23 protein-coding genes are annotated in these 21,911 nt (G+C 45.8%); 20 read left to right on the forward strand and 3 right to left on the reverse strand.

All coding sequences use genetic code 11. The features are described 5' to 3' along the window. The first annotated feature begins 58 nt into the window (after window positions 1-58). The 3 genes from Q8L79_RS10405 (at window position 59) to Q8L79_RS10415 (ending at window position 2,660) form a co-directional block, all read left to right on the forward strand. Window positions 59-1,843: an HK97 family phage prohead protease gene (locus tag Q8L79_RS10405; RefSeq protein ID WP_305270725.1), complete on the forward strand. Its 1,785-nt coding sequence runs from the start codon at window positions 59-61 to the stop codon at window positions 1,841-1,843. Window positions 1,844-1,860: 17 nt separating this feature from the next. After that, window positions 1,861-2,013 carry a hypothetical protein gene (locus Q8L79_RS10410; RefSeq protein ID WP_305270727.1) on the forward strand — a complete coding sequence of 51 codons (153 nt, stop codon included), beginning with the start codon at window positions 1,861-1,863 and terminating at the stop codon, window positions 2,011-2,013. A 404-nt stretch (window positions 2,014-2,417) separates the two neighbouring features. Beyond that, window positions 2,418-2,660, forward strand: coding sequence for a hypothetical protein (locus Q8L79_RS10415; protein ID WP_305270728.1), 243 nt, complete (start codon window positions 2,418-2,420; stop codon window positions 2,658-2,660). A gap of 71 nt (window positions 2,661-2,731) precedes the next feature. On the opposite strand, the gene Q8L79_RS10420 is transcribed toward Q8L79_RS10415, so the two are convergent. After that, entirely contained in the window at window positions 2,732-3,439 is a 708-nt protein-coding gene (locus tag Q8L79_RS10420; protein ID WP_305270730.1) for a ComF family protein, read from the reverse strand. A 66-nt stretch (window positions 3,440-3,505) separates the two neighbouring features. On the opposite strand from Q8L79_RS10420, the gene bioB reads away from it, so the two are divergent. The 11 genes from bioB to Q8L79_RS10475 all read left to right on the forward strand — a co-directional run bounded on the left by bioB (window position 3,506) and on the right by Q8L79_RS10475 (window position 15,187). Next, window positions 3,506-4,480 carry a biotin synthase BioB gene (gene bioB, locus Q8L79_RS10425; protein WP_305270732.1) on the forward strand — a complete coding sequence of 325 codons (975 nt, stop codon included), beginning with the start codon at window positions 3,506-3,508 and terminating at the stop codon, window positions 4,478-4,480. Between the two features lie 124 nt (window positions 4,481-4,604). After that, a complete protein-coding gene (gene bioF, locus Q8L79_RS10430; protein ID WP_305270734.1) occupies window positions 4,605-5,765 on the forward strand; it encodes an 8-amino-7-oxononanoate synthase in 1,161 nt (386 codons plus the stop codon). Between the two features lie 14 nt (window positions 5,766-5,779). After that, the gene (bioH, locus tag Q8L79_RS10435) at window positions 5,780-6,556 is read left to right on the forward strand and encodes a pimeloyl-ACP methyl ester esterase BioH (protein ID WP_305270736.1); all 777 of its coding nucleotides are present in this window, start codon (window positions 5,780-5,782) and stop codon (window positions 6,554-6,556) included. After that, the gene (gene bioC / locus Q8L79_RS10440) at window positions 6,547-7,320 is read left to right on the forward strand and encodes a malonyl-ACP O-methyltransferase BioC (protein ID WP_305270738.1); all 774 of its coding nucleotides are present in this window, start codon (window positions 6,547-6,549) and stop codon (window positions 7,318-7,320) included. Before bioH ends, bioC begins: the two co-directional genes overlap by 10 nt. Continuing rightward, window positions 7,320-7,979 carry a dethiobiotin synthase gene (gene bioD, locus Q8L79_RS10445; protein ID WP_305270740.1) on the forward strand — a complete coding sequence of 220 codons (660 nt, stop codon included), beginning with the start codon at window positions 7,320-7,322 and terminating at the stop codon, window positions 7,977-7,979. Before bioC ends, bioD begins: the two co-directional genes overlap by 1 nt. Before the next feature lie 140 nt (window positions 7,980-8,119). Then, window positions 8,120-9,979, forward strand: coding sequence for a hypothetical protein (locus tag Q8L79_RS10450; RefSeq protein WP_305270742.1), 1,860 nt, complete (start codon window positions 8,120-8,122; stop codon window positions 9,977-9,979). Between the two features lie 166 nt (window positions 9,980-10,145). Then, window positions 10,146-10,544, forward strand: coding sequence for a bacteriohemerythrin (locus tag Q8L79_RS10455; RefSeq protein ID WP_305270744.1), 399 nt, complete (start codon window positions 10,146-10,148; stop codon window positions 10,542-10,544). Between the two features lie 242 nt (window positions 10,545-10,786). After that, window positions 10,787-11,932 (forward strand): cytochrome c oxidase subunit II, encoded by a 1,146-nt coding sequence (gene coxB / locus Q8L79_RS10460; RefSeq protein ID WP_305270745.1) that lies wholly within the window; start codon window positions 10,787-10,789, stop codon window positions 11,930-11,932. A gap of 64 nt (window positions 11,933-11,996) precedes the next feature. Further along, on the forward strand, window positions 11,997-13,613 hold the full coding sequence (gene ctaD, locus Q8L79_RS10465; protein WP_031438062.1) for a cytochrome c oxidase subunit I: 1,617 nt from the start codon (window positions 11,997-11,999) through the stop codon (window positions 13,611-13,613). Window positions 13,614-13,768: 155 nt separating this feature from the next. After that, window positions 13,769-14,311: a cytochrome c oxidase assembly protein gene (locus Q8L79_RS10470; protein ID WP_305270749.1), complete on the forward strand. Its 543-nt coding sequence runs from the start codon at window positions 13,769-13,771 to the stop codon at window positions 14,309-14,311. A gap of 12 nt (window positions 14,312-14,323) precedes the next feature. Beyond that, window positions 14,324-15,187 (forward strand): cytochrome c oxidase subunit 3, encoded by an 864-nt coding sequence (locus tag Q8L79_RS10475; RefSeq protein WP_305270751.1) that lies wholly within the window; start codon window positions 14,324-14,326, stop codon window positions 15,185-15,187. A 74-nt stretch (window positions 15,188-15,261) separates the two neighbouring features. Here Q8L79_RS10475 and Q8L79_RS10480 read toward each other — a convergent pair whose 3' ends face one another. After that, the gene (locus tag Q8L79_RS10480) at window positions 15,262-15,510 is read right to left on the reverse strand and encodes a twin transmembrane helix small protein (protein WP_305270753.1); all 249 of its coding nucleotides are present in this window, start codon (window positions 15,508-15,510) and stop codon (window positions 15,262-15,264) included. A 106-nt stretch (window positions 15,511-15,616) separates the two neighbouring features. Here Q8L79_RS10480 and Q8L79_RS10485 point away from each other — a divergent pair, with 106 nt between their 5' ends. From Q8L79_RS10485 to rpoH, 6 genes are all read left to right on the forward strand, one after another. Further along, complete coding sequence (locus tag Q8L79_RS10485) at window positions 15,617-16,339, forward strand: SURF1 family protein (protein ID WP_305270755.1); 723 nt, start codon at window positions 15,617-15,619, stop codon at window positions 16,337-16,339. Further along, the gene (locus tag Q8L79_RS10490; protein WP_305270757.1) at window positions 16,320-16,916 is read left to right on the forward strand and encodes a hypothetical protein; all 597 of its coding nucleotides are present in this window, start codon (window positions 16,320-16,322) and stop codon (window positions 16,914-16,916) included. Before Q8L79_RS10485 ends, Q8L79_RS10490 begins: the two co-directional genes overlap by 20 nt. An 11-nt stretch (window positions 16,917-16,927) precedes the next feature. Further along, entirely contained in the window at window positions 16,928-18,922 is a 1,995-nt protein-coding gene (ftsY, locus tag Q8L79_RS10495; RefSeq protein WP_305270759.1) for a signal recognition particle-docking protein FtsY, read from the forward strand. Between the two features lie 8 nt (window positions 18,923-18,930). Beyond that, window positions 18,931-19,587, forward strand: a complete 657-nt coding sequence (gene ftsE / locus Q8L79_RS10500; RefSeq protein ID WP_305270761.1) for a cell division ATP-binding protein FtsE — start codon at window positions 18,931-18,933, stop codon at window positions 19,585-19,587. Continuing rightward, on the forward strand, window positions 19,588-20,586 hold the full coding sequence (ftsX, locus tag Q8L79_RS10505; RefSeq protein ID WP_305270763.1) for a permease-like cell division protein FtsX: 999 nt from the start codon (window positions 19,588-19,590) through the stop codon (window positions 20,584-20,586). 67 nt (window positions 20,587-20,653) lie between these two features. Beyond that, a complete protein-coding gene (rpoH, locus tag Q8L79_RS10510; RefSeq protein WP_305270765.1) occupies window positions 20,654-21,511 on the forward strand; it encodes an RNA polymerase sigma factor RpoH in 858 nt (285 codons plus the stop codon). A gap of 101 nt (window positions 21,512-21,612) precedes the next feature. Here rpoH and Q8L79_RS10515 read toward each other — a convergent pair whose 3' ends face one another. After that, window positions 21,613-21,849 (reverse strand): TIGR02647 family protein, encoded by a 237-nt coding sequence (locus Q8L79_RS10515; protein ID WP_305270767.1) that lies wholly within the window; start codon window positions 21,847-21,849, stop codon window positions 21,613-21,615. Window positions 21,850-21,911: the final 62 nt, after the last annotated feature.

Raw genomic sequence — 21,911 nt, forward strand, 5'->3', positions numbered from 1 at the left:
TTTCATTTTATTTTCAGTAGGCGATTATTAAGCATCGTAAATTTTCTCTTAATCCGCCATGACCGAAAAAACCATCTATGCCTCGTTTACCCGTGAAGCAGCCAACACAGACCAGCGCACTATTCCGGCAGTGTTATCGACTGATACCGGCGTACAGCGCGGCGATTACACAGAGATACTACAACACGCGTCCGGTTCGATTGATTTAAGTCGCTTTCCCCTGCCTGTGCTGGTTTCCCATGATTCAGGCCAGTTAAATATTGCCATTGCTGAAAATCCCGCTATTTCAGGCGGAAAGCTACGTGCAAACATCAGGTTCGGCGAATCAGATCAAGCAAAACAGATTTTTTCTGATGTTCAAACCGGCATTATTACCGGCCTTAGTGTGGGCTACGAATGGCTGGAGTATGTCGAAGAGCAAGGCAAAACAATCAAAGTTACCCGATGGCAACCACTAGAGGTTTCCATTGTTTCAGTTCCTGCGGATCAAAACGCGGGCTTTTTTAGGAATAAACAAATGCCAGATCCAGTAAATACAGTAGTCGATGAAAATGAAGTCATCGATCCCAAAATAATGAAGCGGGCCGCCACCATGGAGCGAGAGCGCATTAATGCGATCCGTAAATTCGGTAAGATGTCGCGCTCAAGTCAGGCCACTATCGAAGAATTTATAACGCGAGGCGTTGATTTGGATACGGCAAGAGAACGGATGCTTGAATCCTGGTCAAAAGAAGTTGATAGTGAATGCATACGTGGAGACGCTGGCATTGGTTCGGTTGAATCATTTGGCGGTCACGGTGATGTTCGCGAAGCCATTACCGATGGCCTCTTGCTAAGGGCTGGAATTAAAGTTGAAAAGCCACACGTCGCCTCGCGAGACTTCCAAAACACCAGTATTGTCCAAATAGCAGGAATGTTGCTTAGAGATCGTGGTGATTATGGTTCTGATCAATCGCCAAGCAATATTTTGAAACGGGCAATGTCGGCCAGTGATTTGCCCTATATTCTTGAAAATATAGCTAACAAAGCAATGATCGGGGGCTTTGCCGAGGTTGCGACTACACATGACCAGTTTGTTAGTTTCCGCCAAGTTATAGACTTTAAGGAGCAAAGCCGCCTTGCCCTGTCTTCATTTGAAAATTTGCAGGAAACCCCTGAACTATCTGAAGTTCAGTATTCGGGTCTTACCGATTCTAAAGAAACTTACAAAATTAAAAGCTATCAACGGGCAATCAGCTTCTCACGCCAAATGCTGATTAATGATGATTTGTCGCAGCTTACCGATATGCCTGCTCGCATGGGCGCCTCAGCGAAACGGACCGAATCAGACCTGGTTTACTCAATTCTTACCGATAGCCATGTGATGGCCGATACGATTGAATTATTCCATGCGTCACGGGGAAACTTGATTGATGATGTTCTTGATGCCGTGGGCCTTGGCGCTGCAATCAGCATTCTGAGAAAAGCCAAAGATATTGGCAACCGTGGTTATTTGGGCTTACGTCCTGCCTGGTTGATTGTATCGCCAGACCAAGAGCTTGCCGCGTTGCAGATTCTGGCCAGTCTAAGCAACCCTACGGCTAACGCCAACGCAGTACCGGGTTCTGACTTTGCCAAAATAAAACTGATCGTTGAGCCGCGCATTGAGTCGGCAACAGATTGGTATTTGTTGGGTGAAGGCGTTGAAAGAATCGAAGTCGGGCAATTGAACGATAACGGCATCAGCTTCGAGACTGAAAACAACTTTAGCACTGACGCCATGAATATGAAGGTTCGCCTTGATTGTGGCGCCAAAGCATTATCACCGCTGGCCATGATTAAATCGACAGGCGACGCGGCTTAATTGAGCAAAGGATAGTCATGATTACATCAGTATCAGGAAGTGAAGCAAACGGCATCATAAAAGGCCTGGAACATGCAGGCTTGAGACCTGTTGTTGTGATCGATAACGGCGTTTATTTTGTTTGCAAAAGTTATGAAGAAGCAACGCATATCATGGCGTTGCTGAGTTAAATAACTGGCGGCTTCGACTCCGTCAGTCATAGCGCACGTTTTCCGGTTTCCGTGCCCCTTGAAAATAACCGGCTCGAATTAACACAAAAGTCGCTATCAAGCGGCTTTTTGTGTTTCTAAATAGTGAAGAAAATGCATGGCAGCATTGGGCGCATGGGGGTATTTTTGGGGGTATATTTAAAAATCGAAATAATCAAAGCCTTTAAAACCAATCCATGTAGAGGCTATTGTGGTAGAGCCCGCAACAGACTCAAAGAAGTACATAAACCTGCAAGTCATAAGGCTTAGCGGGTTTTTTATTGCCCAAAATATCCTGGAGTGAATTCTTTGTTCGATAAATTAGCGGCGATATTATGCTATTTAGTGATATTGTAAAATTTACTTTTTAATGTCGATAGCTGAAAATGACCATTTCATTTATAAAATTAGTTGCCTTATTCGTTATATTTTCTACAGGATTATTGTCGTCTTGTGCCGAGTTTAAAGAGGCTGGAAGAACAATAGGCCATACGACGCGCAATGTCACTAGGGAAATTGGGCATGGTACTCGGGATGCCGCCAAGGAAATCGGGCATGGTACGAAACGCGTAGTCAACAGCATTGGGCAGGAAACTAGTGGCGAAACAGAGTCGGCGCCTGATGAGTAATGATTTAACTGTCGGCTGAGGATCTCCAGCCTCCCTCCGCTGTTAAGAAATATGCGCAGCATGAATGCAAATCAAGCCCGCGCACAAACCCAAATATCGACCCGGCTAGCGCCTGCTTTTTTCAACACGTGGGCCAGTTCATGGGCTGTTGAGCCGGTGGTCATAACGTCATCAAGTATCGCGATATGCCGGGCATGGATAGGTTGAATGATGGAAAAGGCATTTTTCAGATTTTTTCGGCGTTTTTTGGCGGGTAGTTGGGTTTGATGGGGCGTGTCGCGGTGCCGTCTGCAACTGCTCAGGTCCAATGGTATCTCCAATTCTTTGGCTACGGTTCTGCCGATTTCTATGGCTTGGTTGAAGCCGCGTTGGCGATAGCGGGCTTTATGCAGTGGAACCGGTAGAATCAAATCGGGCCGTTCGGCGGTTTGTTTCAGGTGTTCGGCCAATAACATGCCGAGTAAGCGTGCGTTCTTGTAATTGGCTCCGAATTTTAAGGTGCTGACCAAATGCCGAATGGCTCCTTGATAAATGAATGGCGCGTAAGTCTCGTCGAAAGCCTGATGCCTGCTCAGACAGCGGCCGCACAACACGGGAGCGGTAGTGGGGGTTTCCAGTATTTCGGCGCATCGATAACAGCACAGACTATTTCGAGGCAGGTGCGTATAGCACGAATGGCAAATGTCGCGGGAATTATGTCCTGGGTTGCCGCATAAGATGCAGGTAGGCGGCAGCAGGTAATCCTGTATAATATTGATCCAGTTGTATACCATTTTCATTTAAACAGGTTGACAAGATTATCGATTGTCTTTGTTTGAGTATTACAGTAACTGGAGCTTAACAGAATGTCTGCAAACCCTGCAATTCGCCATGACTGGCAGTTGGACGAAGTGCAAGCGCTTTATGCGTTGCCTTTTAATGACCTGATTTTTAAGGCGCAAACCGTACACCGCGAGAACTTCGATCCCAATGAAGTCCAGATTAGTAGCCTGCTGAGTATTAAGACCGGCTCTTGTTCGGAAGACTGCGGCTACTGTCCGCAAAGCGCCCGCTATGATTCCGATTTGACGCCCGAGGCGTTAATGCCGGTTGATGCGGTTCTGAAGGCGGCACAGCTGGCTAAAGATCAAGGCGCATCGCGTTTTTGCATGGGTGCGGCCTGGCGCCAGCCTAAAGACAGGGATGTGGAGCGAGTGGTGGAAATGGTTCAGGGCGTTAAGGCGCTGGGTATGGAGACTTGCGTAACCTTGGGAATGCTGACGGATGTCCAAACGGCCCGGCTAAAAGAGGGTGGCCTGGATTATTACAACCACAACCTGGATACCTCTGAAGATTATTATTCGGAAGTCATCACCACGCGGACGTATCAGGATCGTCTGGATACCCTGGCGCGAGTCAGGGACGCGGGGATTAACGTGTGTTGCGGCGGCATCGTCGGTATGGGCGAGAGCGATGTCGATCGCGCCAAGCTGTTAATCGAACTGGCAAACCTGCCCAAGCATCCTGAAAGCGTGCCGGTCAATATGCTGGTGCAGGTTGAGGGTACGCCGCTGATGGGCACAGAGTTGCTGGATCCGATCATCTTTATCAGAACCATAGCCGTTGCCAGAATCATGATGCCCAAGTCGCGGGTGCGTTTGTCCGCAGGGCGTAATAATATGAGCGATGAAATGCAGGCGCTGTGCTTTTTGGCCGGAGCCAACTCGATTTTTTACGGCGATAAGTTATTGACTACCGATAATCCGATGACTAACCATGATTTGGCTTTGTTTGAGCGACTGGGCGTCTATTCTGGCGGTTCAAGTTACGCTTCATCCTAGAAAAATCAATTAGTCCACGAAAAGCACAAAAAGCACGAAAATATTTAAAGTAATTTATTTCGTGTCGTCTGGAGTCGCCTGCTTTTGACTTTCGTGTTTTTCGTGGACAGAGGCTTTAAATCTAATGACACACCCATTCCCGAAATTAGCAGCCAGCCTAGGCGATATTGCTCAGCAAGGCTTGTATCGCTCTCGGCGGACCATAGCATCCCCTCAAGGTATTAATCTGGAAATTGACGGCAGGAATATAGTCAATTTTTGCAGCAATGATTATTTGGGGTTGGCTAACCATCCGGATGTGGTCAATGCGTTTAAATCCGGAGCGAATCACTACGGGGTCGGTAGCGGCTCGGCGCATTTGATTTGCGGGCATAGTGCTGCTCATCATGCGCTGGAAGAAGAGCTGGCGGCATTCACGGGTCGCGATCGAGCGTTATTGTTTTCCACGGGTTATATGGCCAATATCGGCGTGATTTCGGCTTTATTGGGTCGTAGCGATACGGTATTTGAAGACCGGTTAAATCATGCCTCATTGCTGGACGGCGGCCTGTTGTCCGGCGCGCGATTTAAGCGCTATGCCCATGCCGATGTGGCCGATCTCAGTGCAAATCTGGAAAAAGCTACAGGCAACAAACTGATCGTTACCGATGGTGTATTTAGTATGGATGGCGATTTTGCGCCGTTGGAAGAATTGGCCTTTGCTGCAAAAAGCCATGATGCCTGGCTGATGGTTGACGATGCGCACGGGTTAGGCGTAATCGGTCAGCACGGCGGCGGTATTGTTGAACATTTCGGCCTTAATCAAGATGATGTACCGGTACTGATGGGGACCTTAGGCAAGGGTTTGGGCACGTTCGGCGCGTTCGTGGCAGGCCCCGAGGTGCTGATTGAAACTCTGATCCAGAAAGCCCGTACTTATATATATACCACTGCGTTACCGGCAGCGGTTGCCGAAGCGACTCGGGCAAGCTTGAAAATTGTCGTCGCAGAAAGCTGGCGTCGGGACAAGCTTAAAATATTGTCGGAGCGGTTCAGGTTGGGCGCGGAGCAGATTGGATTGCAGGTGATGCAATCATCGTCGGCTATACAACCCATCCTGATCGGCGACAGTCAAACGGCCGTAGACATCAGCAATGCTTTATTAAATGCCGGCTTTCTGGTCAGTGCGATTCGTCCGCCGACAGTGCCGCAAGGCAGTGCAAGGTTGCGGGTGACTTTTTCAGCCCTGCACGAGGAGCAGCATGTCGACCGGTTGCTGGACGCGCTAGCTAAAACAATCGCATAACCTGGGGAGCGCAAGTGGCAAATATTCATCTGGAAACATTCGGCAAAGGCAAGCCTATTGTGCTGGTCCATGGCTGGGCTATGCATACCGGTATCTGGCGCGAGTTCGCAAAGCAATTGGCGCAAAATTACCGTGTCACTTGCATCGATTTGCCGGGACACGGGCGTAGCGGCAAAATCGATCCGTTTACGTTGGAACTGATTAGTGCCGAGCTGGTTCATGCGGTTCCCGAGCAGAGCTGTTGCTGGCTGGGTTGGTCTTTGGGGGCTTCTGTGGTGCTTGATATAGCCGATCGTTATCCGGAGCGGGTGTCTTCTCTGGTTTTGCTGGCGGGCAATCCCTTGTATACGCAAACAGAGCAATGGCCGGGCATGGATGTAAGTTTGCTGGATGATTTTGCCGATCATTTGAATAAAAATTGTCAGGCGACTTTGCTGCGTTTTTTATCCTTGCAGGTAAACGGCTTGCCCAACCGGAAAGTCCTGTTGACAGCGCTTAAAGCATCGGTATTTGAATGCGATGCGCCTGATGAAAATACTTTGCAGGGTGGATTGAAAATACTAAAAGAAGCTGATTTGAGGCGGGTTTTATCCGCATTGACTATTCCTGTCTCGGTCATCTTAGGCAGCCTGGATACCTTGGTTCCTGTGGCTGTAGGTCAAGAAATGCAACAGTTACTGCCAACCCTGACGTTAAACATTATCGACAGGGCAGGGCATGTGCCGTTTTTGTCGCACAGCCGGGAAACGCTGGCGATTATTTCCCGATTTATGGATGAACAATGCAGTTAGATAAAGCCAAAATCAGGCAGTCGTTTGCGGCGGCTTCGGTTACTTATGACGGTGTTGCCGAACTACAGCGTACTGTCGGTAAGGCTCTGCTGGATACTATCGATACCGAAAGCCTGGCTGGGCCGCTGTTGGACTTGGGATGCGGTACCGGTTTTTTATCCGCAAAGTTATTGGCGTTTGCTCAGCCTGTTATCGCGCTGGATATTGCGTTGCCGATGTTGCAGGTAACGCGAACAAAACTGGCCGATATGTCGAATGTCAGCTATTTATGTGCCGATGCCGAACAACTGCCGCTCGCCGGACAAATCGCCGATGGCGTGTTTTCCAATCTTGCATTGCAGTGGTGCATAAATCTCGATGGCGTATTTACCGATATTAAACGGGTATTGAAACCGGGTGGTCGGCTGGTTTTTTCAACGTTCGGCCCGCAAACGTTACAGGAATTAAAAACCGCGTGGGCGGAAGTCGACGATTACAATCATGTTAATGACTTTTACAGCGAGCAGCAGTTGACCCGTTTTCTCCAGTTGGCGGGTTACACCGAGATAAAAATTGAAACCAAGCTCTATATGTCGAGCTATGGTTCGGTTTTGGCGCTGATGAAGGAGCTAAAGCACATCGGCGCGCATAACATGATTGCCGGGCGCAATAAAAACATCACTACCAAGACCCAGATGCAGCGCATGATTGCGGCTTATGAGCGGTGTCGAAGCGACGATCGGATTCCTGCGACTTACGAGGCCATTATGGTCACGGCAAGCTAATGAAAAAGGGTTACTTTATAACCGGCACCGATACCAACGTCGGCAAAACCTGGGCGACGATTGCGCTGATGCGTTATTTTAAAAGTCAGGGGCAATCGGTTGTAGGCATGAAGCCCGTTGCCGCCGGTTGTTTAATGCTGGACGGGCGGCTGCAAAATGAAGATGCGTTGCTGATACAAGAAAACGCATCATTGCAGATTGATTACGACTTGATCAATCCTTACGCCTATGAACTGCCGGTTTCTCCTCATATTGCGGGTGTAAAAGACCCGGTCAGACTGGATCTTTTGGCTGTCAAATTCGAGCTATTGAAAACCCTGGCCGACATCGTTGTCGTTGAAGGCGCCGGAGGCTGGTACACGCCTTTAAATGAGCGGGAAGCTATCAGCGATTTGGCAAAGGTGCTGGCGCTGCCGGTCATTATGGTAGTTGCCATCAAATTGGGGTGTATTAATCATGCAAGACTGACTCATCAGGCGATAAAACAGTCGGGCGTAAATTGTGCGGGCTGGATTGCAGTCTGCACGGACCCGGATTTGTTAAGCAGAGGCGAGAATATCCAAGCCATAAAAGCCTCTGTGGATGCACCTTTGCTGGCTGTGTTGCCTTACATGGACGTTGCCGATTTTAATTTTCTATCGGAGCAAGTAAGGATGTAACCGCACTTGATAAATGTTACAGGAATGATTTATCGGGCGACTAACTAAAAATAAAACATGACAAAGTCTCTCTGATAGCCCTATTATTTTCGTTTTTTTCCAGTTAGATTCGCCGTTAACTTACGGCACAAGGTTAATGCATGTCGATTCGCACTATCTCATCAGTAAAATTAATTTTAGTTGCCGGCACGCTGTTGTCCGGATGTACGCCGACCCGGCAAATTGTGGTTGATCATCCATCGACTCAGGCGAGCCAGTTTCAACCTTTGCAAGGTTTTCAGTCCATTGATGGCGATGATTACTATGTGCGGTTGATTTCGGAGTTTGATTTTAAAGGCGACAATGTCTTAAAAAGCGGCTGTAACAATATGGCGCCGTCTTATGAAAAAGGCGATTTATCTGCGGCTCTTATATACAGCGTGCGTAACGAGGCGCTTAAGCTTAGCCGTGAAGCCACGGGTTTTTTGTATCAGGCGACGACAGGCAAGTGTAACTTTACCTTCGATGCCAAAAAGCTTTACCTGACGCCGTGGATACGTTTGGATTCTGGCAAGGAAACTATGGTCGATTATAACTTTTACACTAACGCCAATAGCGATGTGGATGTATCAAGTTTGGTTGGCGATGTAAATACGGCCAGCAATTTGCTGGCCTTAACAGGTGTCGGTATGGGTGTTGCCATCATGGGACAGGTTGCCGGGCAATGGGTAAAGAGTAATCAGCAAGCGACTGTAGCAACACCTGCGCCTCATCAATCAGCCAAGCATAGCTCGGAGTCGCATTCGCTACCCGCGGTCACAACTTTTTCCGGTAAGACAGGAACGCTTAATCAGACAATATTTAAGGTCTATGATGTGGCGGAAGGCGGATTTAATCTGTTTGGCTCAGACACCAAACAGTTGGGTGAGCTAAAAATTTATCCGGAAATTTTGTCTTCTTTGCTATTAAAGACTACTGCTGATGGCATTCCTGATGCGCGCGATTTGTCGTTCGAAGAAATAGGCTATTCGCCAATAAAATCAGCGACTGGGGAAATAAACCTTCAGCAATTGATTGAGCAATCGAAACATCCGGCAAAGCCGAATTTAAAGCCTGACTGGAATAATTACCATGAAGTGGAGGGTAACTGCCGGAAATTGAAGTTGGTGATGAAGGATTTGGGTTTCAACAAGTTTGATCGTAATGCGGTGATTTACTATTTTCTGGCTAAAAATGGAGATTGGAATAACTACAATATCAATCGGCAAAAGACTCAGAGTGAAGAAATACGCCCCAAAGTCATAGAAAATTATCGTAGCAAAAATTTTGCTAATTGTCTGGCAGTCGATGATTATGTGGTTATGAAATCAATGGGTTTGCCGGTTAATACGCAGTCCGACTGGGACCAAATGGGTGAGGCGAGCTACAAAAAAGAGCAATTGTTTACGCCGCTTAAATCGATTGAGAGGCAGTTGGTCGCAGTGCTGAAAAATCCAAACAAGGTGGAAATGGAGCAACAGCTGTTTCCCTTGCTAAACACGGCAAAAAATGGCGACGGTAGCGTGTTACTACAAAATCATTTAGGTGACTTTGGCTTGGAGTTATTACTCAATCCGCCTGTAACGCCCGTTGTTCCGGCGGACGTATCAACTACCAAGACGGCTCCCGTTGTGGCAGCAGCACCTGCATCGACGGCTATTCCAGGCGAGGGCGTTATTGTCAGTGCTCGTCAATTAGCGCAAGTTTTTTCAGGGCTGTCGATCAACGAGCTGAGTTGTGCGCGACCGGTCCCCGACGGCTTGGGAAAATATGTGAGCAATGCGGGGCTTTTATTGTTCACCATTAAAGAAGGCGGTCCGCATGTTAAAGGTGGGGCTATGGAGTTTGAATTTGCAGCTGGTAAGATTACGCGCATTGCTTTTCAGTTGTCTACCTACCGGGATTTCGAGCAGGATCTGTTGGATCGGCCGGAAATTGGCGGATGTCGAATTGATCTTTCTTTTTTGGCAAAGTTACACTAACGTAAATGTTGTTCTGATATAGACTTTACCTCTTGGAAAGAAACAAAAAATAGGCGGTCATAAGTTGATTTATACCATAAATTAAATATGGATTTAGAGGTGGATATAATCCATAATATTTGTGCGGTAAATAATCAATAATATAAAAAATATCAGGAGAGACGTTATGGCTTTAATTACTTGGACGGCTGGTCAATACGGCACAAATGTTGGCTTTGCAGATGATGAGCATAAGATTTTGTTTGATAAGCTTAATAAGCTGTATGATTTAGCAACAGGTGGAGCGGAGCGCTCTGCCATAGGTGCGCAACTAGATGATCTGATTTCATATGTTGTCGATCATTTTGCTCATGAAGAAAAAGAAATGCTGGCAAAAGGTTATGCAGGCTACGATCGCCACAAGGAAGAGCATGAGGCTTTGGTAGGTATCTGCGGCGGTCTGCAAGCAAAGTTTCATGCGGGTCAGGCAGAAGTTGACGAGGGCGTCGGTCAGCTGGTTAAGGGCTGGTTAGATAGCCACATCCCTAACTTTGATATGGCTTATGCGGATGCGTTAAACAGTTAATCCGGTTTCAACATTAAAAACAAAAGGCTTGTGAGTTACATTGATTCACAAGCCTTTTTATTGCGCCAAATAACATCAAGGAAAGGACAGCTGGTATAGATTGTCTTCATAGGTTAAAATCAAAAAGATTATTTGTGATAATTATTACGTAAACGGAATAGGGCCGACCTTGGCATGTCCTGAAATTACGGAACGATATAATGCATACAAGAGTTTATAACTACTAACGAGGAGGCTGCTCCGTGAAGAAAACAAAGCAACTGTTCGCAGGTCTGATCTTAATGGCTTTAGGCCTAGGGACAGCGCAGGCGGAATATACGCTCAATTTAATGAAAGGGGTTACAAAGGTCAGTAATGACATTTATGACCTGCACATGCTGGTCTTATGGATTTGTGTATTTATAGGTATCGGTGTGTTCGGAACTATGTTCTACTCGATTTACCACCATCGTAAATCAAGAGGACATAAAGCGGAGCAGTTTCATGAAAATACGACGGTTGAAATTATTTGGACCATTATCCCGACCTTGATTTTGATTGGCATGGCCATTCCAGCCACGAAAGCCATGATAGAGCTGGATGATGTGCAAGAATCCGAAATGTCTATTAAGGTAACCGGACATCAATGGAAGTGGGAATATGACTATCTTGATAATGGGATTCATTTTTTTAGCAGCCTGGATGAAGCCAGTAATAAAGTGCGCCAAGTGGGTTCAGGTATCGATCCTAGATCCGTTCCTCATTACTTGTTGAATGTTGATAAACCGTTAGTTATTCCAACTAAGAAGAAAATTCGTTTTGTATTTACCTCAGCAGACGTAATCCATTCATGGTGGGTGCCGGATCTGGGTTGGAAAAAAGATACTAATCCTGGTTTTATCAATGAGTCATGGACTTCTGTTGATGAGCCGGGTACTTATCGTGGTCAATGTACTGAGCTTTGCGGTAAGGACCATGGTTTTATGCCGATCGTTGTGATTGCAATGAACGAACCTGATTACAATGCCTGGGTAGACCAACAAAAAGCGGCTGTGGTTGCTGAAGCGGGCTCGGCTAACAAACAGTGGACTACCGAAGAACTGGTTGCTAAAGGTAAAACTGTTTATGAGACCAGTTGTGCATCCTGTCATATGCAGGACGGTGCAGGGTTGCCTGGTACTTTCCCGGCGCTAAAGGCAAGTCCGGTGGTAACCGGCGATATTAATGCTCAAGTTAAGCTGGTCTTTGAAGGAAAAGGCATGATGCCGGCTTTCGGAAAAATGTTAAGTGCGGTTGATTTTGCTGCAGTCATAACATATACCCGTAATGGTCTGGGTAATTCGGTCGGAGATTCCATTCAACCTTCCGCTATTCAGACTCTGCAATCGGCAACACCGGCGGCAGATTAAAAATGAATAAGTCATTGCGTTGTTATCGATCTAATCTTTTTTATAGTTTCAAGAGGTATGAAATATGTCTGCTGTAGTCGCTGAACATGATGATCATCACGATCATCACGAACATGGTCCTGCCAAGGGACTATTAAGATGGGTTATTACCACCAATCATAAAGATATCGGTACGTTATATTTGCTGTTTGCGCTGGCGATGTTTTTTGTCGGCGGCACAATGGCAATGATTATTCGTGCCGAATTATTTGAACCGGGTATGCAGTTTGTTAATCCCCAGTTCTTTAATTCAATGACCACTATGCACGCCTTGGTTATGGTATTCGGTGCAGTTATGCCTGCATTCGTCGGCTTGGCCAACTGGATGATTCCAATGATGATCGGCGCTCCGGATATGGCATTGCCGCGTATGAATAACATGAGCTTCTGGTTGCTGGTTGCCGGTGTTTTACTGCTGGCAAGCACCTTGTTTATGGAAGGCGGCGCACCTGCCAGCGGTTGGACCTTGTATCCACCGTTAGTATTGCAAACCGGTAAGGCATTGCCTTTCGCGATTTTCTCTGTGCATTTGCTGGGTATCTCGTCAATCATGGGTGCAATTAATATCATTGCCACTATTTTCAATATGCGTGCCCCCGGCATGACATTGATGAAAATGCCGATGTTTGTTTGGACCTGGTTGATTACTGCTTTCTTGTTAATCGCTATCATGCCTGTTTTTGCAGGCGCAGTGACCATGTTGTTAACAGACAAATTCTTCAATACCAGCTTTTTTGATGCGGCCGGTGGTGGTGATCCGGTTCTTTATCAACACATTTTCTGGTTTTTTGGGCATCCTGAAGTTTATGTAATGATTCTGCCTACCTTCGGTGTGGCTTCTACCATCATTCCGGTATTTGCTCGCAAACCTTTGTTTGGCTATAGCTCTATGGTTTATGCGACTGCTTCAATTGCATTTTTGTCATTTATCGTCTGGGCTCACCATATGTTTACGGTCGGCATGCCAATAGCAGGCGAGTTATATTTCATGTATGCAACCATGTTAATTGCAATTCCTACCGGGGTTAAAGTTTTTAACTGGACTGCGACCATGTGGAAAGGTTCGATGACTTTTGAAACACCGATGTTGTTTTCGATTGCTTTCGTCGTTTTGTTTACGATGGGTGGATTCACCGGATTGATGATGTCTGTTGCGCCGGTTGATTTTCAGTATCACGATACTTATTTTATTGTTGCACATTTCCATTACACGCTGGTTCCAGCTTCAGTCTTTATATTGATGGCTGCCGGCTATTTTTGGCTGCCTAAATGGACAGGGCATATGTATGACGAAAGAATCGGTCGGTTGCATTTTTGGTTGTCCGTGGTATCAGTAAATATCCTGTTTTTCCCTCAGCATTTCCTGGGACTTGCCGGTATGCCGCGCAGAATTCCTGATTATGCCGTTCAATTTGCGGATTGGAATATGATTTCCAGTATTGGCGGTTTTATATTCGGTGCCAGCCAACTGCTGTTCCTGTATATCGTTATCGATACAATCAAAGGCGGAACTGGCGAAAAAGTAACTGATGAAGTGTGGGAAGATGCTGCCAAGCATAGCTTGGAGTGGACTTTGCCATCACCACCGCCGTATCATTCTTTTACTACGCCACCTACAGTTATACCGACTGAGCATATCTAGGGTATTGCATTCAGGTTGCTTTCAAAAGCAACCTGCTTAGATAACGTATCAGGTGAAATAATGAATACCAAACAAAAAAATATTTTGACAGCAGTGATTTTGATTACAATTGCGGTCACTATTTATGTTTTTGCAGTGATAAGAGCTGTTTCTCAATGAACGAAGGCGTTACTCAAAAAAACACTAAGTTAGTTCGGATATTGGTGTTTGTTGTATTGGGAATGTTTGGTTTTGGCTATGCTCTGGTTCCTCTTTATGATGTTTTGTGTGAAGTAACAGGACTCAATGGAAAAGTTGAATCGTCCGCTATTAAGGAAGTTAGCTACGAAGTTGATAAAAACAGAGAGATCACCGTAGAGTTTATGACTGCACTGAATGAGGCAACACCGATGGTGTTCCATTCAGAAATAAAAAAATTAAAAGTTCATCCGGGTGAATATTACACGGTGAATTTTTATGCGGAAAATAAGACCGATAAAGTAATGGTTGCTCGGGCAATTCCAAGTATTTCTCCCGGAGCAGCTGCTGAATTTTTTAAAAAAACAGAGTGTTTTTGCTTTTCAGAACAGACATTTAGAGCGCGAGAAGGCAGGACTATGCCGGTGCGTTTTGTTGTTAATCCTGAATTACCCGAGCAATATAAAACAATTACACTTGCATATACATTTTTTGATAATACTGAAACATCAGTGAAATGAGAGAGGAAGGTCATGTCTACAAGTAACGAGTATTACATTCCGCATAAAGCTACCTGGCCGGTCATTGGAACTGCCGGTTTGGTGATGATGCTGGCTGGATTTGCAAATTATTTAAATGGTTCGGCAGCCGGTTCGGCCTGGATGTTGTTGGGGCTAACGGTATTTATTGTTATGCTTGCCGGGTGGTTCACATTGCAGTCCGGGGAAAGTGAATCAGGCATGTATAGTACGCAGGTAGGTATTTCCTATCGTATGGGTATGATGTGGTTTATCTTTTCGGAAATCATGTTTTTTGCCGTTTTCTTCGGTACACTTTGGTATACGCGTAATTTATCGGTGCCATGGCTGGGCGGGGAAGGTGCTAGAGCAGCAACCAAAGAGCTATTGTGGCCTTCTTTCGAAGCAGTCTGGCCTACCAATGGTCCCGGTAAAGTCGGCGGCGAATTCGAGCCTATGGGAGCGTGGGGATTGCCTTTCCTGAATACCTTAATTCTGCTGACTAGCGGCGTATCTTGTACTTGGGCGCATCATGGCTTGCTGGCAAAAAACCGCGATCAGTTAATTAAAGGCTTGGCGGCTACTGTAGGTTTGGGCCTCTTGTTCGTGTCATTCCAGGCATTCGAATATCATGAAGCGTATACTGAAATGGGTTTAACTTTGGGTTCAGGTATTTATGGATCTACCTTTTTCATGTTGACCGGTTTTCACGGTTTCCATGTTTGCGTAGGGGCTATTATTCTGAGCGTTGTTTTATTTCGTAGCTGGAAAGGTCACTTTAAACCGGAAAATCATTTCGCTTTTGAAGCCGCAGCCTGGTATTGGCATTTCGTTGACGTGGTATGGTTAGGATTATTTATATTTGTTTATGTAATTTAGTCTAAACAGCCATACCAAAAAAAGCGCTGCCTAACAGACAGCGCTTTTTTTTTGTCGGAATGGTTGAGTCGTTTTTATTTAACAGGGGCGACTGGCGTTTGGTGCATTCGAGCACCAAGACCGTGAGGCGTGAACATGCCGGTTGCAAAAGCTATGAAAATAAAAATGAATAATATAATTGAAAGTGTAATGCGAAAAGTCAGTGCTTTGACTGTTTTTTCGGATTGTTCCTGAGTATTGTGTTTGACCAGATGGAATAGTGCTGAGCCCAGGCTGATAATTATCAGGATAAAGGCGATAATAACGATGCTTTTTATAATCATGAGTACAGTTATGTTCGTTGATGGGTAAGGTTTTTGTATTCTCGGTTATTTAGCTGTCTGTGCCAATAGGATAAAGAAAAAAGCATGATTTCTCGGATACTAGTCAATGAAGTTTAAAATCATTCCAACATTAGTTTATTTGTGCCTGTTACCAGCATTGATTGCGCTCGGAATGTGGCAATTAGATCGCTCAGAACAAAAACGGGCATTTCTCAAAGCGCAAGAACAATCGGCCGCAACTGAAACGCTGCATTTGTCGACGGTTCTTGAAAATAATACAGAAACACTGAGGTACAGAAATGTCGAGGCTATGGGGCGTTACGACGTGGCGCACCAGTTTTTGATAGATAATCAAATCAGCGACGGAAGAGTAGGCTATTTTGTCTTGACGCCATTTATATTGACGGGGGAAACCAAGGCGGTTTTGGTGAACAGGGGCTGGATTCCTTTAAATAAAGATCGGTCGATTCTGCCTGATTTACAGATTAATAAGGCGGAAGCAATTATTACCGGACGGATTAATAATTTTCCAAGTGTTGGTATAAAATTAGCAGGGGCGGAAATTCCAACCGAGGGTTGGCCATCGGTAGTGCAGGTGGTTGATAGTGACGTTTTAGCTAAAAAATTAGGTTATTCATTATTTCAATTCCAGATTGAACTGGCTAAAGAGTTACCTGATGGCTATAAGCGGGAATGGCATACATCAACCATTATGCAGCCCGAACAACATACGGCCTATGCAATTCAATGGTTTGCATTGGCATTGACACTAACGATACTATTTATTTGGTACAGTTTTAAAAACAACGATGCAAAATCAAAAAAATAAAAATCATATATTAATTCTGGTTATTTTTGGGATGTCGGTTATCCCCTTTTTAATCGCTTGGGGTTTAAAAGAAAATCCGCGGCTCCTAAAAGGGCAAACCAATCATGGGCAGTTAATAACGCCGCCATTAACAACCGAGCGTGGTGATCTAACCGGCTTCGACCGGTTTTCAACTGATAATATGTCCGAGCTTGCCGGACACTGGCTGCTGGTAAACGTCATTCCAAATGGCGATTGTAATGAATCGTGTGTGGAGGCTATTCATAAAACCAAACAGTTGCGGTTAATGCTGAATAAAGAATTGACCCGTACGCGTCGAATCGTCATGGTCTTAAAAGACGTTGCGCCGGAAACCGCGAGCAAGTGGTGGGAAGATGACAAGACCTTGTTAAGAGTTAAGCCCAATGATGCGGTTATCAAGAAAATTGCCGCGATCAGGCAAGGCCATATTCCTGACGGGATGCTTTTGTTAATGGACCCGCTGGGTAATTTAATGATGCAGTATGAACCGGGTTTCGATCCTTACAACGTAAAAAGTGACCTTATGCATCTTTTGCGAATCTCACAAATTGGATAGTGGAAAATAAAATGTTTAGAAAAATAACTCTCTTTAGCGTTGTTTTAGCTTTAATAGTTATCGTAGCAGGTTCATACGTTCGGTTATCTGGAGCAGGTCTGGGCTGTCCTGATTGGCCTGGATGCTATGGACAGGCCATTGTTAGCGAGCAAGCCGATTTTAAAGCGCATGCAGCGGAGGCATTTCCCGGTCAGACGCCCGATATTGAAAAAGCCTCGAAGGAAATGAGTCACCGTTATCTGGCGGCAACCTTGGGCGTGACTGTCTTGTTGTTGGCGTTGCTTTCGTGGCGAGAACAACAAAGTCGCCGGGCAGTCGTTACGGCCGCATTGGGTCTGGTAATTTTAGTCGGATTACAGGCGGCTTTAGGCATGTGGGCCGTAAAATTGCATGCTATGCCGATTGTCGTAACCGGCCATTTGTTGCTGGGCATGATGACTTTATGGCTGCTGTTCTGGTTGTATTTACGGGTTAACCCGAAAGCTTCGCTGCTTACAGTACGCGGCAATGGCTTGGCGTTGTTTGCCCGAGTTGCAATAGGGGTGTTGTTTTTAGAGATTGTTTTAGGCAGCTGGGTTAGCGCTAACTATGCCGCTTTAGCTTGTTCGGGATTTCCTCAATGTAATGGCGCATGGTGGCCTAAAGCGGATTATCAAACGGCGCTGGATTTATTTAGCGGCTTAAGCACAGGTTATACCGGCGTCATCGCATTCGATGCGCAAGTCGCCGCAAATTGGCTGCATAGGGTCGGTGCGATGGTTAGTTTTATCGTGCTTACGTTGTTGATGTTGAACGCGACATCGGCGCATCATCCAAAACCGGTCAGGCGAGCAGGCTTATGGCTAAGTGTGCTGCTGTTGGCGCAGGTTGGCTCAGGCATTATCGGCGTCAAATTGGGGCAGCCTTTATGGGCGGCGATGGCTCATAATGCTTTTGCAGCATTGTTAATGTTGCCGTTGATTACTATCAGTTTTTACAGTCGATATGGTTATGTTGAAGAACTAAAGCGTCCCGTAGAAGTTGAGCCGCAACGAGAAGGTGTGGTTGTCCCTGCGGAGGAAGAAGTCTATCCGGTAGCGGAACCCGAGTCGTTATATTTACGCCTTAAGACGCAGTTAAAGCGCACCCGTTCCGGGCTCAGCGGAGTATTGGCGCATATCCCTATCGGTCGACAAGAAATTAACGAGGATTTGCTGGAGGAAATTGAAGCCAGTTTGTTAATGGCTGATATAGGCGTTGATGCGACCACAGAAATAATCAAGCGTTTGACCGAAAGTGTTGAGCGCCACCAGCTTAATGACGGTGAGGCATTATCAGCCGCCTTAAAGCAAGAACTGCTAAGTATGCTCCAACCCTGTAGCAAGAATTTGCATATCCCCAAGCAGGATAAACCTTTTGTTATCCTGGTTGTCGGCGTCAACGGCGCAGGTAAAACCACAACCATCGGTAAACTCGCCAAGCGCTTGCAAGCTCAAGGCCATAGCGTCATGTTAGCGGCCGGCGATACGTTTAGAGCCGCGGCTGTCGAGCAATTGCAAACTTGGGGCGAGCGTAATAATATTCATGTGGTCGCACAGCATACCGGAGCTGATTCGGCATCCGTTATTTATGACGGCGTTCAATCCGCGCAGGCGAAAGGTATAGATGTTTTAATTGCCGATACGGCCGGGCGCTTGCATACAAAATCCAACCTGATGGACGAATTAAAAAAAGTAAAACGGATCATCAGTAAGCTGGATGAAACAGCGCCTCATGAAGTGCTGCTGGTACTGGACGCCGGCACCGGGCAAAATGCCTTGTCGCAAACCAAACTGTTTAATGAGACTGTGGCATTGACAGGCTTGGTTCTGACCAAACTTGATGGCACGGCAAAGGGCGGTATTATTTTCGCTCTGGCTAAACAGTTCGAAATTCCCATTCGTTTTATAGGAATAGGCGAAGGTATTGATGATCTGCAGGATTTCGATGCAGATGCTTTTGTAAATGCATTGTTTGTTAAAGACTAAAGAAGTTTATGTTAAAGTTTGATAATGTCAGTATGAGGTACCCTGGCGCAGGCGATGTCTTGCGTAATGTCAGTTTTCATCTGCAGCGCGGTGAAATGGCTTTTCTGACAGGGCATTCAGGGGCTGGAAAAAGCACATTATTGAAATTGATTGCTGTTATTGAGCGTTGCAGCCGGGGACAGGTTTTATTGGATGGTCAAGATCTCAATCAGGCTAAGGACAGACAGGTTCCTTTTATACGCAGGAAAGTAGGCTTGATTTTCCAGGATTACAAACTGCTACAGGACAGAACGGTTTTCGATAATGTGGCGTTGCCTTTAGTGATAGCAGGTTACGGGCACCATGAAGTTTCCCGAAGGGTGAGGGCATCATTGGATAAAGTCGGCCTATTAGGCAAAGAAAGGAAATATCCCGCTGTCTTGTCCGGTGGCGAGCAGCAGCGGGTTGGGATTGCTCGGGCGGTGGTTAATAAGCCGCCGATGATTTTGGCCGACGAGCCAACCGGAAATCTCGATCCGGAATTGTCCGCAGAAATCATGCATTTGTTTGAACAGTTTCAACAGGTTGGCGTCACTATATTGATTGCCTCGCATGATATTTCATTGATTGGACAAATGAATCATCGAATCTTAAAGCTGGATCACGGTCAGCTGGTTGCAAGTTAAATGATGAAGCACGTTAAAAAAAAACCGGGTAAACAGGAGCCGCGCTGGCAAACCAAAATTTCCGGAGGGAATTTTGTCGATAAATTTCATGCTTATCGGAACCTTCATGCGCACGCGTTGTTTTCGAGTCTTGGGCGATTAGTCGCGTCACGATTCTCTTCTGCAATGACGATCATTGTGCTGGCGATTGCCATTTCACTCGCCAGCGGCTTTTATATTCTGGTGGCCAACCTCCAGCAGTTGGCGGGCAATTTGGAAGCCAGTAATCAAATCTCTTTATTTCTTAAAGATGAGATTTCAGAAGCAAAGGCAAACAAGTTTGCAGCCAGCATCAGGCAAAATCCCGACATTCAGGAGGTTAAATTAATTACCAAAGAGCAGGCACTGGAAGAGTTTCAGTTACACAGCGGATTCGGTGAAGCCGTAAAAGCCCTGGAAAAAAATCCGCTACCGATTGTTATTCAGGTGTTACCCAAAAATTCATTGGAAAACGAACAGGCGCTTGAGGTTTTAGTTGATGATTTTAAGCGCTCGGCAGAAGTTGATTTTGCCCAGATGGATATGCAATGGGTCAAACGCCTGCAGTCTATTATGGAAGTGGCACGACGCGGTGTTATCCTGTTGAGTTTGTTATTGGGTGCGGGAGTGCTGTTTATTACTGCCAATACCATACGCCTGGAATTGCATACTCGCCGAGATGAAGTCGTGATCGCAAAACTGGTGGGTGCGACCAACGGTTTTATTCATAGGCCGTTTTTGTACAGCGGTTTCTGGATTGGCTTTTTTTCCGGCGTGACTGCATGGTTTATTGTTACAACGATCATGCTGATTTTAAAACAACCTGTCGAAAAGCTTTCCAGACTTTATGATGACGCTTTCCATGTGCTGTTTTTCGGCTTTACCGAAACCTTGGCATTGCTGTTCATCTCGTCGGTGTTAGGTGTGGTGGGTTCATGGATAGTACTGCATTTCCAACTGCGGCAATTAAAACCCGAGTAGAAAATTATTAGCACTCTTTCTTGCAGAGTGCTAGAATTCAAAAAAAGTTTTTTACATGGGAGTCTCAATGAGTAACGCATTAGCTTTACCTATTAATTTATCGGTCGGAACATTCGACGCCTATTTAAATGTCGTCAGGCAAATGCCTAAATTGACAGTAGAACAGGAACGCGAGTTAGCCTTAAAGTTTAGAGATGACGGCGATTTGGAAGCCGCACGCGAATTGGTGATGACCAATTTGCGCTTTGTGATTCACGTTGCCAGAGGCTACAGCGGTTATGGCTTGTCTATGCCGGATATTATTCAGGAAGGTAATATCGGCTTGATGAAAGCCGTTAAACGTTTTGATCCTGATGTCGGCGTGCGTTTGGTTTCTTTCGCCGTACACTGGATTAAAGCCGAAATTCACGAGTATGTGATTAAGAACTGGGGCATTGTAAAAGTTGCTACAACCAAGGCGCAACGCAAACTGTTTTTTAACCTGCGTAAATCCAAACAGGATTTAGGCTGGCTATCCAATGATGAGGCGGTGGCGATTGCCAAAGATCTTGATGTCGATGTCAGTGTTGTTTACGAAATGGAAAAACGCTTGGGCAGCAGGGATATGTCATTTGATATGCCGGTCGATGAATCAACGGAAGAAAGTTATGTTGCTCCAGCCAGCTATCTTCATCAGCACGGCGCCGATCCTGCGGTACTGCTTGAGAATTCGGATTGGGAAGGCCATGAGCAGGATTTATTGGCAGATGCGATGGCGGAGTTGGATGAACGCAGCCTGGATATTCTTTCAAGCCGCTGGTTGATGGATAAAAAAGCTACATTGCATGAGCTTGCCGAACGCTACAATGTCTCTGCTGAGAGGATCAGGCAATTGGAGCAAAATGCGATGAAAAAGTTGAGAGCAGCGGTTGAACTTGCCGCTTGAGTGATAATTGGTAATAGCAAAAAAGGCTTAGCGATGACATCGCTAAGCCTTTTTTATTGCTTACGGTTTAATATAACCGTAACAGATTTTTTAAAACGATTTTAAGCCGGCGTGAGTATATCGAGAACCGTTTGGGCCTGTTTAGCCGTTTCAATGCCAAGATTGGTCAGATAGCCTCCGTCATCTTGGGATACCAGACCTTTTGCGAATAGCCGGTGAGTAGCGGCAATAGTTTCCGGTGAAGCTGTTTTATGTACCTTGATTCCTTCTTGAGTGGTGGACAGGTTATAGCGCACAAGAATGTTCAGTTCTTCTACAATATCTTTGGTATAGGGCATAGTAAATCCTCATGACTCATTGATTTAAAGGAATAGCATAATGCTATTTATAAAGAAGGAGT

This window comes from Methylobacter sp. (assembly GCF_030680395.1).
Taxonomy (GTDB): Bacteria; Pseudomonadota; Gammaproteobacteria; order Methylococcales; family Methylomonadaceae; genus Methylobacter_A.